Below are 14,525 nucleotides of genomic sequence, written 5' to 3'. Positions count from 1 at the left end.
TTAAGTAAAAAATGCAAGAATTACAAAAAATATTTTTATCAAAAAAGGAATAAGCATGCAAATCACTTTACTTTTTCACACTCCATTATCTGTTTGTTCTCATGCAACAAGAACTTGTTGGCAAAGCTTTGAAAAAGGCGATTGCGGTGGCGAAAAAGATAAAGAACTTATCGATCGCGTGGGCAACAAATTCAAACACGCTTCAACCTTAGAACATCTAAACTATACTTTTTATATACAAGGAATTTCAAGAGCTTGCTTACAAGAAGTTGCAAGACACCGTCACACTAGTCCTAGTGTAAAAAGCACGCGTTATACCTTAAAAGAACTTCGCAATGAAGCTGAATTTAAAATAGGAGATTTTGAAAATGCAAGCCGTTATCTTGTGCTTTGCGGTAATGAAGAGGTTGATAACGCAAGCATTAAAGCCTTAGAAAATTTACGCACTATTTTACAAAAAAGCATTAGTCTAGATATAGCCAAATACTGCTTACCAGAAAGCTATAAAACCGAACTTACACTAACGATTAATGCAAGAAGTTTACAAAATTTCATTTCTTTGCGTAGTTCAAAATCAGCTCTTTGGGAGATTAGAAATTTAGCAAATGCTTTATTTGAAGCCTTACCACAAGAACACAAATTTATATTTGAACATTGCCTACATAAAGATATAGAATAAATCATACTAATTTTATCTTATTTAAAATATTTTTATGTTACCATTTATAAAATCAAGCTTTATGCAAGTATATTTTCATATACCTTGTGCTTGATTATAGTTTCTTATAAGGACTTTTTATGGATAAACAATTTTTTCAAGATTTTCTAATGCTTTCACAAGCTCATACTATAGCTACTCTTGCTATGCTTTGTGTTGTTTTTTACGCATTAAAAAAAATGCGGGATATAAAAATCAATTTTTCTCTTCGCATGCTATTTGCGCTTTTAATGGGTTTGGGGTTTGGTTTTGTTTTGCAATATTTGGCAAATTTTCCAGATGCTGAAGAAGCAAGCAATATTCTTTGGTATAGTGAAACAAAACATTGGTTTGCATTTGTAAGTTCTGTTTTTGTAGCTTTTATAAAAATGCTAGTTGTTCCTCTTGTAAGCATTTGCATTATAAAAGTAATTATAGAAATTGATAAAAATATCAAAATATCCTCCTTGCTTGGAATAAGTCTTTTTTGGATACTCTTTAGCACAGCCATAGCTGCAACCTTGGGTATATTTTTAGGTTATAGTTTTGATTTAGGAAGTAATTTTGCTATATATGAAGGAAATAAACAAATTCGCGAAATTCAAACTTTTTCAAATATTATACTAGGGCTAATACCTAGCAACATCATTGCAGCTATTAATAAAGAAAATATTATAGCTATTGTCATTTTTTCTTTTTTTATAGGAATTAGTGCTAAAAAAATTTCTAAAAAAGAAGAGTATGAACAAGCCTTTAAAAGTTTTCATAATTTTATCCTAACCTTTTATAATATTATGATGAACATGACTGCTACAGTTATTAGATTTATGCCTTATGCTGTAGTTTGTATGATGGCTAATGTGCTTTTAAGCAATGGTTTTGAAGCTATCAAAACAGCTGGACTTTTTATAATGCTTATTTATATAGCTATGTTAATAATGTTCGGGGTGCATTTTTTACTTCTTGCTTCACAAGGGCTAAACCCTATAAAATATGCAAAAAAAGCATTTCCTGTATGGTTATTTGCATTTAGCTCAAGATCTTCTTTGGGCACTTTGCCTATGACTACTTCAACTTTGCAAAATAAATTTGGAGTTAATTCAGCTATAGCTAATTTTGTAGCATCTATAGGTACAACAACAGGACTTAATGGTTGTGCGGGATATTTTCCAGCTTTAGCGGCAGTTTTTGTAGCTTTTGCTACACATACACATATTGATTTTACATTTGCTTTAATGATAGTTTTGGTAGCTGTTATTGGATCCTTGGGTATAGCTGGAGTACCTGGAAGTGCAACTATGGCAGCTTCTATTATGCTAGCAGGGATTGGATTTGGTAATAATTTTGTCATGCTAAGTTTGATTTTAGCTATAGATCCTATTATAGATATGGCAAGAACAGCAAGTAATGTCTCAGGAGCTATGACTTCGGCACTTTGTACTGCAAAAAATCTAAAAGCCCTAGATAAAGAAATTTACAATTCTTAATCTCTTAAAACCCAATATTTTTCATTGGGTTTTAGTATTTATTGGCAACCTTCACATTCTATGCTACGATCTGCAACATTGACTTTTTCACTATCAGGGCTTTCGCTTCTTAGATAATAAGTAGATTTTACTCCGAGCTCCCAAGCGAGTTGATAAATTTCATTTAAATATCCCCCACTTGCTTTATCAAGCGATAAAAAGATATTTAAACTCTGCCCTTGATCGATCCATTTACCACGCACAGCAGCAGCCTTTACAAGAATTTTTTGATCAAGTTCGTAGGCTGGAGTATAGTATTGCCAAGTATCAAGGCTTAAATTTGGCACAACAACAGGTATCATACCACTTAAATTTTGTTCAAACCACTTTCTTTTGTAAACAGGTTCTATAGTCTGCGTAGTACCCACTAAAATAGAAATAGAAGAAGTAGGTGCAATGGCCATCAAATAACCATTTCTCATACCATCTTTTTTAACTTTTTCTCTAAGTTTAACCCAGTCGCATTCACTTTGATCAAATAAGCCCTCTCTTAAAGTTAAAGCTTTAGCCTTAGGACTTGCTACATCAATAGGAAAAATCCCCTTGCTCCAATTTGATCCTTCAAAATCTTCATAAGAACCTTTTTCAAGAGCTAAATTTGAACTCGCATTAATAGCCTCAAAGCTAATTTGTTCCATAATCTCATCGATTTTATTTAAATGCTCATCGCTTCCCCAATAAATCTTAGCCTCAGCAAGCATTTGTGCCTCACCCATGACTCCAAGACCTATGGCGCGAGATTTTAAATTTGTATCTTTTACTTTTCTATGAGGATAAAAATTTAAATCTATCACATTATCAAGCATACGAATAGCCGTTGGCACAACACGCTCTATATCTTCTTTAGTATACACTTTGCTAAGATTTATACTTGCTAAATTACAAACGGCTGTTTTTCCATCATTTTTATATTTTTCCACTATATAAACTTTATTACCATCAATACTATCTAAAGTTGAGATTTTTTTGGCTGGTTTTTCATATCCCCCATCGATCACAACTTTTTGTTCTTCATCAAAATGAAGCTCATCTCCATTTTCAAAAACTACTTTGATTTGATAATAATTTGGCTCGGTATTTTGAAAAATTTCAGTACATAAATTTGAACTTCTAATAATTCCTACATGAGCATTTGGATTTGCTCTGTTGGCACTATCTTTAAAGCATAAAAATGGCAAGCCTGTTTCAAAATAATTTAGCAAAATTTTCTTCCAAAGCTCTTTAGCTTCTACGATTTCTTTGGTAATGCTTTCATCTTTTTCATATTCTTCATAGCGTTTTTCAAAAGCCTCGCCATATAAATCACACAAATCCGCTGTATCTGCAGGATCAAAAAGAGTCCATTTATCATTAGCTCTTACTCTTTTCATAAAAAGATCATTGATCCATAAAGCAGGGAAAAGTTCATGAGCACGGCGTCTTTCTTCGCCTGAATTTTTACGCAAATCGATAAAATCACTTATATCCATGTGCCAAGGTTCTATATAAACGGCTATAGCCCCTTTTCTGGTTCCTAGTTGATCTACTGCCACGGCAATATCATTAGTAATTTTCAAGAAAGGTATAATCCCTCCTGCGGCATTTTTATGCCCATCTATGCTTCCACCCATAGCACGCACTTTAGACCAATCCCAACCTATACCACCACCAAATTTAGAAAGTAAAGCCATTTCTTGATAAGAATCAAAAATACCTTCAATATTATCAGGGGTTGATCCTATATAACAAGAGCTAAGCTGATGGCGTGTTGTTCTTGCATTAGATAAAGTCGGAGTTGCAAGCATGAGTTCAAATTTAGAAATAAGATCGTAAAATTTCTTCGCCCATTCTTGAGGATTAAATTCATTCTGCGCTAAAAACATCGCAATGGCCATAAACATTTGCTGAGGAAGTTCTATAGGCATACCTTTACTATCTTTAATCAAGTATCTATCATATAAAGTTTTAATACCAAGATAAGTAAATTGCATATCGCGTTCAGGTTTAATATAAGCATTTAAATCATCTAAATCATATTTTTCTTTAAGACCAAGTAAAATTCTTCCTTCTTTTTCACCTTTTTCAAAATACTCACACAAATGATTATAGCGATTCATACCATTAACTTTTTTATATAAATCAAATAAAAAAAGTCTAGCTGCAACAAAGGTCCAATTTGGACAATCAATATCTATCTTATCTACTGCAGTTTTAATTAAAGTTTTTTGAATTTCTTCAGTTGAAATTCCATCGCGAAATTGAATCTTTGCATCGAGTTCAAGTTCGCTTAAATTCACACCCTCTAAATCTTTTACAGCATCAGAGGTGCATTTTTTGATCTTGGAAACATCCAATTCTTCTGTACGACCATTTCTTTTAATAACTTTCATTGCCTTCCTTGCTTTTTATTTAAATGTTCTTTTAAAAATTGCATCAACATTTTTTGTATAGTAGTTATAATCGAAACATTTTCTTACATCCTCTTCGCTCAAACTTTTTCTTAAATCTTCATCGCTTAAAAGCGCTAACAAAAACAAACTTTCATTTTTTTCATTGATAGCAGCCTTGCCATTTTGCAAATCTGCCCAAACTTTCATAGCGTTTCTTTGAACTATTTTATAAGCTTCTTCACGACTAATGCCTTTAAATGGAAGCTCTAAAAGCACCCTCCCTGAAAATACAAGCCCGCCTGTAAGATTTAAATTTTTCATCATATTTTCAGGATAAACTAAAAGCTTATCAATCAAATTTGTAAGACGCATAAGCATAAAATCAGCCGTGATAAAAGCATCAGGCAAAATAAATCTTTCAACACTAGAATGAGATATATCTCTTTCATGCCAAAGTGCAACATTTTCTAAAGCTGGAGTTACAAAAGATCTAAGCACACGACAAAGCCCTGTGATATTTTCACTTAAAACAGGATTTCTTTTATGTGGCATAGCTGAACTTCCTTTTTGTCCTACACTAAAATACTCTTCAGCCTCATAAACTTCAGTTCTTTGAAAATGTCTTATCGCTACAGCGATTTGCTCACAACTTGAAGCTAAAATTGCAATAGCAGAAATAACTTGAGCATAACGATCTCTTTGGATCACTTGATTTGAAACAGGGGCAGCTTTAAGACCTAAATTTTTACAAACCTCTTCTTCAAATTCTAAAGGAGCATGAGCAAAATTTCCCATTGCACCACTGATTTTTCCATAGCTTATCACTTCTTTTGCATGTTCTAAAAGCTCTTTTGCATGCAAAATTTCATCATACCAAATAGCTAACACTAAACCAAAAGTGATAGGCTCTCCATGAATTCCATGACTTCTTCCTACCATTAAGGTATTTTTATGCTCCAAAGCACGCTTTTTGATCACTTCTAAAAGCAAAGAAACATCTTCTAAAATAAGCTCCAAACTCTCTTTTATCTGTAAAGCAACAGCCGTATCTATACAATCAGAACTTGTCATTGCATAATGCACAAAACGACTCTCTTCTCCCAAACTTTCACTTACACTTGTAAGAAAAGCGATAACATCGTGTTTTGTGGTTTTTTCTATTTCGTCTATTCTTGCAATATCAAATTTTGCATTTTTAAGAATTTTTTCGCAGTCTGTGTCATTAATGAGACCGAGTTTATTCCAAGCTTTTACAGCGGCTAATTCTACTTTTAACCACGCATCGTATTTTGCTTGCATGTCCCATTTTTTAGCCATGATTTCTCTGCTATATCTTTCAACCATCTTTGAAACCTTTTTAGCTATAATTTTATATTTTAAAAAACAGAAATTATATCAAATTATCCTAAGAAAGTTATTAAATGGCTTACATAAAAATAAAACTCTCAAATAATGGAAAAAAGGCATTTCAAGTCCTTATGGAAAATTTAAAAATTAGCATAAATGAAGCACAAAAACTCATAGACAAAAAAAGACTTTTTTGTGATGGAATTTTAGTAGAAGAAAAGAATGAAATTTTAAATGGTTTAGTAGAGCTTATAGTCTATGAAAACAATCCCAAAGGAGTAGAAATTGTCTTTGAAAATGAAGACTTTGCCATACTTGAAAAAGAAAGTGGGATCTTAAGTCATCCAAATGGTAGACATTGTAAATACAGTCTTAGTGATGAAATTTGGCATCTTTGGGGAAAAGAAGCTTGCGTAGCACACAGACTTGATAAAGAAACGAGCGGACTTATACTTGTAGCCAAAAATAAAAAAGCTCAAATTGATCTTAAAACTTTGTTTGAAAAAAAACTGGTTCAAAAAGAATACCTTGCTCTAGCTAACGGAAAAATAGAAGAAAATTTTATAATTGATAAAGCCATAAATTTAGCCAAAAACTACGATGATGTAAAAACAAGGATGCAAATTTGTAAGGAAGGAAAACAAGCTATCACTGAGTTTGAAATTTTAGAATACTTTCCTAAAATCAACGCTACTCTTTTACTCTGCAAACCCTTAACAGGCAGACAACACCAAATAAGAGTGCATTTACACTATAAAAACCATACCATTTTAGGCGATCCACTTTATGGGCTTAGCAAAGAACAAATCGAAAGTATTTTAGATGAAAAATTAACCCCCAAAGAACGCTTAAAACTTACAGGTGCCTTGCGTTTGTGTTTGCATTCTTATCGTTTGAAATTTCAATATAAAAATCAAAATTTTAATATCAACTCAAAAATAAACATAAAAGAAATTTTCAACAATTCTATAAAATAAAATGATGTTTCACTACGCTACAATCAATCACTTTTTTACCAAATTTTAAAACAAAAAAATAATTCTTGCTAAAACTTTAAGTATAATTAAATAAAAAAGCGAGATTTTCCAAATGAAATTTGTTAATTTTATACAGGGTCAAAAACCCAATCTAGGAGTACTAAATTCTAGTGGAAAAATTGTAAGTTTTGATGATCTTGGCATTGAAACTAACGATATGAATGAATTTATTATCCATTTTGATAAATTTAAACACAAACTTACAGACTTGGATTCTAAAATAGCCTATGAAATTCCACAAGAAAATTATCTAGCCCCTATTATAGAACCTCGTCAAGATATTATATGTCTTGGGATTAATTTTTTAGATCATGCCAAAGAATCTGCCAAATTTAAGGGTGAAAAATTTGAAGAAAGAGAATATCCTGTATATTTTGGAAAACGTTGCAATCAAGCTACGCCACCTTTTGGCGATATACCTTTACATGCAGATGTAACTTCTCAGCTTGATTATGAATGTGAGCTTGCATTTATTTTAAGTAAAGATGCTTATAAAATCAAAGCTAAAGATGCAAAAGATTATATCTTTGGCTATACTATTATCAATGAAATTTCAGCTCGCGAACTTCAAAAACGCCACAAACAATTCTACCGAGCAAAAAGTCTTGAAGGTAGCACTATAATGGGACCTTATATCACAAGCGTAGATGAAATTTCTTATCCTCCTAAACTCCAACTTCAAAGCTATGTCAATGATGAACTACGCCAAAACTCTAACACTCAATTGTTTATTTTTGATATTGCTTATGTCTTAGAAGAACTTAGTGCAGGCATGCTTTTAAAAGCTGGAAGTATTATATCTATGGGAACTCCTAGTGGAGTAGGTATGGGGTTAAATCCACCTACTTTTTTAAAATCAGGAGATAAAGTACGTTGCGTTATAGAAAATTTAGGAGAACTTTGTAATAAAATAAAAAATATCAATTATTAAATAATTTACTAAAATTATACTATAATGGCATTTTAAAAACTTAAATTAAGGCAAAAATTTATCATGAAAAAAATAATAATGATTTTATGTTTATCTTATGCAAATATAGTCTTTGCAGTAGATATGATAACCCCTATTCCAAATTCCATCTCTTATGATAAAGAAAAAGCTGAACTTGGAAAAAGTCTTTATATGGATAAAAGTTTATCTAAAGATGGAAAAGTTTCGTGCAATACTTGCCATAGGCTTGATCAACACGGTGTTGATGGGCTTGAATTTTCAATAGGAGTTGATAATCAACTCGATAAACCCTTTAACACTCCTACAACCTTTAATTCTGTGTTTAATTTTGTGCAATTTTGGAATGGCAGAGCTAAAGATTTAACAGAACAAGCTATGGGACCTTTTTTCAATCCAAAAGAAATGGGGCTAAGTCCTGAACTTCTTTTACAAAAAGTTAATTCAAATGAAAATTATGTAAAAACTTTTAAAAAACTTTATGGAGAAGTTACAGTAGAAAACATAGCTCTTGCAGTTGCTGAATTTGAAAAAACCTTAATCACCCCAAATTCTCCTTTTGATCGCTATCTTAGCGGGGATCAAAATGCTATTTCAACTCAAGCTAAAAAAGGTTACGAAGATTTTAAAGCTAATGGCTGCATCTCTTGTCATCAAGGTCAAAATATAGGTGGGAATATGTTTCAAAAAATCGGTATTTTTGAAGAATACCCAAACCAAGAAGATTTAGGGCGCTATGAAATCACAAAAAGAGAAGCTGATAAAATGATATTTAAAGTTCCTAGTCTTAGAAATATAGCCAAAACCGCACCTTATTTTCATGATGGATCTATACCTACTTTAGATGCTTGTGTTCAGTTTATGGCTTACTATCAACTAGGAAAATTTTTAGATCAAGAAACAGTTGACAATATAGTTGCATTCTTAGAAAGCTTAACAGGAGAATATCATGACAAATAAAAAAAGTTCATTTTTGATAAAATTTATTATTTTATCTACACTAGTTTTAGCTTTCATTCTTGTTTTATTAGGTATTATTTTTAATAACTATTCTTCATCTAAAGATAATAAAGAATTGATAAACATAGTTCAACAACTAGAAATTTCAGATGAAAAAATCAATTCTGTTTTTCAAAATAGTTTTAATTTTATCAACTACGATCCAAGTGTTCAAGCGATAAAAAAAATGCAAGAAAACTTTACAAAACTTAAAACTTTTGGGATTGACATAAACAAAGCAGAAGAAATTTTTAATGCCAAACTAATCCAGCTTAATTATTTTAAATCCGCAAATTCCATAGCAGTAAATTCAAAACTTTATTTATTTGAACTAGCTAAAAATTATTTTGAAGAATTGGAACAAAACCATGAAACAAATAAAAACAACTATAAAACAATGAGTTCTATGTTAAGCGTTCTTTCAACTGAAAATATTTTACAAAAAACAACACTAAATCAACTCAACAATCTTATGAAAGAAATCAAAAATGATACAAAAAGTGAAAATTTACAACTTTTTTTAAAACACTATAACATGATTGTAAAGCAAATTTCTATTATGCAAGATAATTCTTCTATTTATGAGAATAATTCTCTCATGAAAGAGTTAAAACAACTTAACACTTTTACCCAAAATACTATAGAACAATCTAATTTATTTAAATTTTATATCGCTTTAGCAGTATTTGGAATTACTCTTGTATTATTTGTATTTTTTATTTTATTAACACTAAAAAAAGTCATCATGCCAATTCATACTTTAGAAAAACTAAGCGCTAATTTAGCTAGCAAAGAAGCCAATCTACACTCTCGTTTAAATATAGATCCAAAAAGTGAGCTTGGACAAAGTGCTCAATATATTAATTCATTTATTTCCACCGTTCAAAACTCAATCATAGAAGCCATAGAAAATGCTAAATCAAGTCATCAAAATTCACAAAAACTCAAAAACAACTCTATGATGCTTGAAAACAGCTCTAATTCGCAACATGAACAAATTCAAGGAGTTAAAGAAATCACTCATGTTTTAGATGATCATATCAATCTTGCGGGAAATTTAGCACAAGAAAGTATAGAAAATATGCAAGATATGCACATACTAATGGATAAAGTAGAACTTACTCTATCTGAACTTGTAAATTTAATAAATGAAAACAATGAAAAAGAACAAAATATAGTAGCCAATATGGACAATCTAACCCAAAGTGCGGATAATATTATAGAAATCACAAACTCCATTAAAGACATAGCTGATCAAACTAATTTACTTGCCCTAAATGCAGCTATCGAAGCTGCAAGAGCAGGCGAACATGGGCGTGGATTTGCTGTTGTAGCCGATGAAGTTGGACAGCTTGCTGATAAAACAAGTAAATCTCTTTTAAACATCAATGCTACTGTTAATACTATAGTCCAACAAATCAATGACAACAAAGCCTTAATGGATCTTATCCATGATTCTATGAAAGAAACCTCTTCAAAAACCAATGATTTACAACAAGAACTTGTAAATTCTATGCATAAATTGGAAAGCTCTATAGAATCAACCCAAACCATGAAAGATAAAAGCATGGAAGTAAAAGATAAAATGCTTATCTTAGGAACAAATATAGATAAAGTTAACGAACTTGCAAATTCTGTTAAAGATTTATCATGTGAAATCAATAATATCTCTCAAAATGTTCTAAATGGTGCCTCTAAACTCTCCGAAAAATTAAGTAGCTTTCAGTAACTTTTTTCACGTTAATTTAACTTAACGTGAAATTTCAATAAAAATTTTATTTTTAATTTATGTTTTTCAAGTAAAATTAGCAGTTTTTATTTCAAAGGAGATACTATGGAGTTTCTTGAACTTTTATTAGTTTTAATCGCCTTGATACTGATTATCAAAAAACCAGAAAAAGAAAATTTGGCTTTTGGTTTGGTAATGGTAGCTTGGCTTTTAATGGTTTTTTTCTATGTTGGCCACAAAACAGGCGCACTATTAACAATAATGAATCTGTAAGGAAGGGCTAAATGAACGAAATCAATAAAACAAAAAATTTCTACACACTAATGTGTTTAGCAGGCTTTTTGATTATACTCTTGCCTGTAGGTATTGCAAATTTGATATTTGGTTATATGTTGGGCGATAGTCCTTGCACGCTTTGCTGGGGACAAAGAGAAGCAATGATCTTTATCGGTGTAATGGCGCTTTTCATTGTTCGTTATGGTATGAAAGGTAAATACCTTGCTGCTCTTTTAATCATGACAGCAGTAGGGCTTTATCAATCTTTTGCTCACTATGGTAATCACGCTCATAGAGATTTAGATCAAGGTTTTGGTTTAGCAGTTTTTGGTATCCATACTTATTTTTGGGCTGAAGTAGTATTTTGGGCTGTTGTATTGCTCTTAGGTGTGATTTTTGCTTTTGCTCCTAAATTTAATGCTTTTGAAGCTGAACTAAATGGAGAAAAGTTTAGAAAATATACTAAATTTAGCTTTGCAGCAGTTTTAATCAGTGCTATCATCGTAGCATCAAATGTTTTCCAAGCCTTTGTTAGCACAGGTATTCCTCCTTATGTAGGACAAGGCGATCCTGTAAGATTTAGTTTAAATCCAAAATACATCATTTGGAGTAAAGAAGGTTGGAATGGTTTATGGCAAAATATTTCTTTCTTAGGAAAACGCGATGTTAAAGCTCCTGATTATGCTTTTGCACCTGCAAGTGAAAAACTTGGCATAAAATTTGATAATGATATCAACAATGCTCCATTTGCAAAAATCAATGATGAGCTTAAAATCACAAATGAACAAACCATAAATTTTGACAAAGCCATCAATACTCTTGATTATATCAATAACGAATTTGTAGCAAGTTCTAAATGGGATGTAGCTTTCTTAGATAATAATTTTAGCGTTAAAGAAGGTTTTGAACTTGATCCTTATTTTTCAGCTTCTATCGATCCAATCATCGGTATCATACCTTATATGAACGATAAATTCATTCTTATGGGCTCAAACAAATCTTTCTTAAGATTTGCAAAAAATCCTAATGCAAGTGAAGAAGATATCGCCAAACAATACGCTGACTTTGTAAAAGGTAATGATAAATTTAAAGGTCAAGGCGAAAGTTTAGGTCGCGGAAGACTTGATACCGTAAGAGCAAAATTTAACCATGTAGCAAGTATGACTACAGATGGAAATTATCTTTATCTTGCAACTGTTCCAAACAACAAAGACGCTAAAACTTTTGTAATCTCTAAAGTTTCTTTAAAAGATCGTGTTCTTTCAGGAGAATTTACTCCAAAAGCAAATCTTAAAGAAGGTAAAACTTTAGGCGATCTTTATGTAACTTCTATGACTTTTAAAGATGGGGAAATTTATGCACTTAGCAAAAATCACAATGTGATTGCCGTAATTGATCCAGTCAAAGAAGAAGTAGTAAAAACCATCGCTTTCCCAAGCTCTATCACTAATGCTAGAAGCATTTTCTTTAAAGATGGAAAAATCAATATTCTTTCTTATCAAGATGGAGCAAACAAGCTTTATACTTTAAACTAAGCTTTAAGTCCTAGTGAAAACTAGGACTTATATTTAATCTTATCTTTAAATCCTGCTTTTTCAAAACCTCTTAAACGAAGCAAACAACTATCGCACTCCCCACAAGCTTCATCTTCACTCTCATAACAAGACCAAGTAAGTTCTAAAGGTACATTTTCTTTTAAGGCTAGTTCTACAATTTTAGCTTTGTTTAGTCTAACAAGCGGAGTTTTTATACAAACTTTGAAATTCTTACTCGTACCTTCATTGATAAATTCTTGTGCCTTTTGTATAAACTCATCAGTACAGTCAGGATAACCACTGCCATCTTCTTCTACCACCCCTATAAAAATACTCTCACAATTTTCCTTTTCAGCCAAAGATCCTGCTATACTTAAGAAAATTCCATTGCGAAAAGGCACATAAGTGATAGGTGGAGTATCGCTTGTACAAAGCTCATTTTTAGGGATGTCTATACTTTTATCGGTTAAGGCATTGCCCCCTATATCCTTGATAAAACTCACATCTAAAATATAAGATTTTTCTACTTTTAAAGCCTTGCAAATTTGCTTAAAACATTCTTTTTCTTTTTCTTGAGTGCGTTGTTCATAGTCAAAATGCAAAGCGATGATTTCATAACCTTCTTTTTTGGCCAGATAAGCACACAAAGTACTATCCATACCGCCACTTATGATACAAAGTGCTTTTTTACTCATTTTTATCCTTAAATTTGCTATAATTTCACAATTTTAACGAAAATTTTTAAATTTAAATTGCAAAAAAGGCAAAAGCATGATAAACATAAAACTCATAGAACACATTTTTAAAGCCGCTTCTATCAGTCGTTGGAATGATTATCCAAGAATGGCAAATTTGGTTGAACTTGACAAACAAGCTCATAAATTCATCATCGCATATTTTATCGCTAAAATGGAAAAAGATGTGGATATGAGAGTGATTATAGAAGGGGGAATTTTTGAGTTTTTAAGTCGTGTTGTGGTAACTGATATACGCCCTGATGTGTATCATGAAATCGTGCGTCAAAAAAAAGCTGAAGTTAATGCTTGGGTTTTAAGCAAAATCGAACCTATGATAGAAGATATAGAAGATGGGGAATTTCTAAAGCGTTTTGAAGCGTATTTAAATGGTAATGCTTATGCTAAAGAAAGACTTATCTTAAAAGCAGCTTCATATTTTGCTACAAGATGGGAATTTAACATAGTTTATCAAACCTCAGCTTTTTTAAATGATATTGATGAGATTAAAAACAAAGTTGAAGAAGAATTAGAAGATTACTATGAGCTTATAGGAGCTAGAAAAATCGCTTTAAATCAAAAAATAGCCAAAATTATTGATCTTAGCGGAAGACTTCGCTTTCAAAAACGTTGGGCTCAAACTCCACGCATACCAGAAACCGCGGTTTTAGGACATATGCTTGTGGTGGCGATTTTAGGATATTTTTACTCACTAAAAATCAAGGCTTGCGATAAAAGACTTGAGAATAATTTTTATTGTGCTTTGTTTCATGATTTGCCAGAGTCTTTAACACGTGATATTATCAGCCCTGTAAAATACGGCATTGATGGACTTCATGATATCATAAATGATTATGAAATGAAACTTATTAATGAAAGAATTTTACCCTTTGTACCTGAGGGTTTAAGGGCTGAGTTTTCTTATATTTTAGGCATTAGAGAAGGTAGAAACGGTGAGTCAAATTTTGTAAAAAATGAGTTTGAAAATCGCACTTATAAAAATGCTAAAATCGAGCTTTGCAGCGGAAGTTTAAGCTCTTTTAATGAAAATGAATTTGGTGCTATAGATGGTAAGGCGCTTAAATACTGCGATAAAATTGCTGCTTATATAGAAGCAGGACTTAGTATAAGTTATGGTGTAAAGTCTAAAGAACTTGAAAGTGGTTTTTTAGGAATGCATGAGTTTTTTAAAGAAAATCCTACCATAGATGGGGTGAATTTTTTTGAAATTTGCGAAAGTTTAAGAGAATATTTTAAAATTTAAATAAGATTTTTATACTCCTATTTTCAATATGTTTTAAATAAAAATATTATAAATTCAAATTTT

At 31.5% G+C, this 14,525-nt stretch carries 12 protein-coding genes; 9 read left to right on the top strand and 3 right to left on the bottom strand.

Going from position 1 to position 14,525, the window contains the following annotated elements:
* Window positions 1-55 precede the first annotated feature (55 nt).
* Together thyX and FBF11_RS00125 are read left to right on the top strand one after the other, a co-directional pair.
* A complete protein-coding gene (gene thyX, locus FBF11_RS00130) occupies window positions 56-679 on the top strand; it encodes an FAD-dependent thymidylate synthase (RefSeq protein WP_002853111.1) in 624 nt (207 codons plus the stop codon).
* 119 nt (window positions 680-798) lie between these two features.
* On the top strand, window positions 799-2,184 hold the full coding sequence (locus tag FBF11_RS00125) for a cation:dicarboxylase symporter family transporter (protein WP_057097103.1): 1,386 nt from the start codon (window positions 799-801) through the stop codon (window positions 2,182-2,184).
* 38 nt (window positions 2,185-2,222) lie between these two features.
* Here the strand turns inward: FBF11_RS00125 and FBF11_RS00120 are convergent, their stop codons facing one another.
* Both FBF11_RS00120 and purB read right to left on the bottom strand, forming a co-directional pair.
* Window positions 2,223-4,592, bottom strand: a complete 2,370-nt coding sequence (locus tag FBF11_RS00120) for a ribonucleoside-diphosphate reductase subunit alpha (protein ID WP_002867496.1) — start codon at window positions 4,590-4,592, stop codon at window positions 2,223-2,225.
* 15 nt (window positions 4,593-4,607) lie between these two features.
* Entirely contained in the window at window positions 4,608-5,936 is a 1,329-nt protein-coding gene (purB, locus tag FBF11_RS00115; protein WP_002858787.1) for an adenylosuccinate lyase, read from the bottom strand.
* A gap of 77 nt (window positions 5,937-6,013) precedes the next feature.
* On the opposite strand from purB, the gene FBF11_RS00110 reads away from it, so the two are divergent.
* The 6 genes from FBF11_RS00110 (at window position 6,014) to dsbI (ending at window position 12,464) form a co-directional block, all read left to right on the top strand.
* Entirely contained in the window at window positions 6,014-6,916 is a 903-nt protein-coding gene (locus FBF11_RS00110) for an RluA family pseudouridine synthase (RefSeq protein ID WP_002867497.1), read from the top strand.
* Window positions 6,917-7,028: 112 nt separating this feature from the next.
* The gene (locus FBF11_RS00105; RefSeq protein WP_002857697.1) at window positions 7,029-7,907 is read left to right on the top strand and encodes a fumarylacetoacetate hydrolase family protein; all 879 of its coding nucleotides are present in this window, start codon (window positions 7,029-7,031) and stop codon (window positions 7,905-7,907) included.
* A 63-nt stretch (window positions 7,908-7,970) separates the two neighbouring features.
* Complete coding sequence (locus FBF11_RS00100) at window positions 7,971-8,885, top strand: cytochrome-c peroxidase (protein WP_002868317.1); 915 nt, start codon at window positions 7,971-7,973, stop codon at window positions 8,883-8,885.
* Window positions 8,875-10,653: a methyl-accepting chemotaxis protein gene (locus tag FBF11_RS00095; protein ID WP_002865311.1), complete on the top strand. Its 1,779-nt coding sequence runs from the start codon at window positions 8,875-8,877 to the stop codon at window positions 10,651-10,653. Before FBF11_RS00100 ends, FBF11_RS00095 begins: the two co-directional genes overlap by 11 nt.
* Before the next feature lie 105 nt (window positions 10,654-10,758).
* A complete protein-coding gene (gene dba / locus FBF11_RS00090; RefSeq protein ID WP_002779270.1) occupies window positions 10,759-10,926 on the top strand; it encodes a disulfide bond formation protein Dba in 168 nt (55 codons plus the stop codon).
* Between the two features lie 11 nt (window positions 10,927-10,937).
* The gene (gene dsbI, locus FBF11_RS00085; protein WP_002787430.1) at window positions 10,938-12,464 is read left to right on the top strand and encodes a disulfide bond formation protein DsbI; all 1,527 of its coding nucleotides are present in this window, start codon (window positions 10,938-10,940) and stop codon (window positions 12,462-12,464) included.
* Between the two features lie 20 nt (window positions 12,465-12,484).
* Here dsbI and queC read toward each other — a convergent pair whose 3' ends face one another.
* Window positions 12,485-13,159: a 7-cyano-7-deazaguanine synthase QueC gene (gene queC, locus FBF11_RS00080; RefSeq protein WP_002779268.1), complete on the bottom strand. Its 675-nt coding sequence runs from the start codon at window positions 13,157-13,159 to the stop codon at window positions 12,485-12,487.
* A 76-nt stretch (window positions 13,160-13,235) separates the two neighbouring features.
* Between queC and FBF11_RS00075 the strand changes: the two genes are divergently transcribed.
* Entirely contained in the window at window positions 13,236-14,462 is a 1,227-nt protein-coding gene (locus tag FBF11_RS00075; RefSeq protein ID WP_002853125.1) for an HD domain-containing protein, read from the top strand.
* The last annotated feature ends 63 nt before the right edge of the window (window positions 14,463-14,525 follow it).

The sequence above is a fragment of the Campylobacter sp. CFSAN093224 genome (assembly GCF_012897395.1).
Lineage (GTDB): Bacteria > Campylobacterota > Campylobacteria > Campylobacterales > Campylobacteraceae > Campylobacter_D > Campylobacter_D jejuni.
This window is presented reverse-complemented; position numbering and strand designations above follow the sequence as displayed.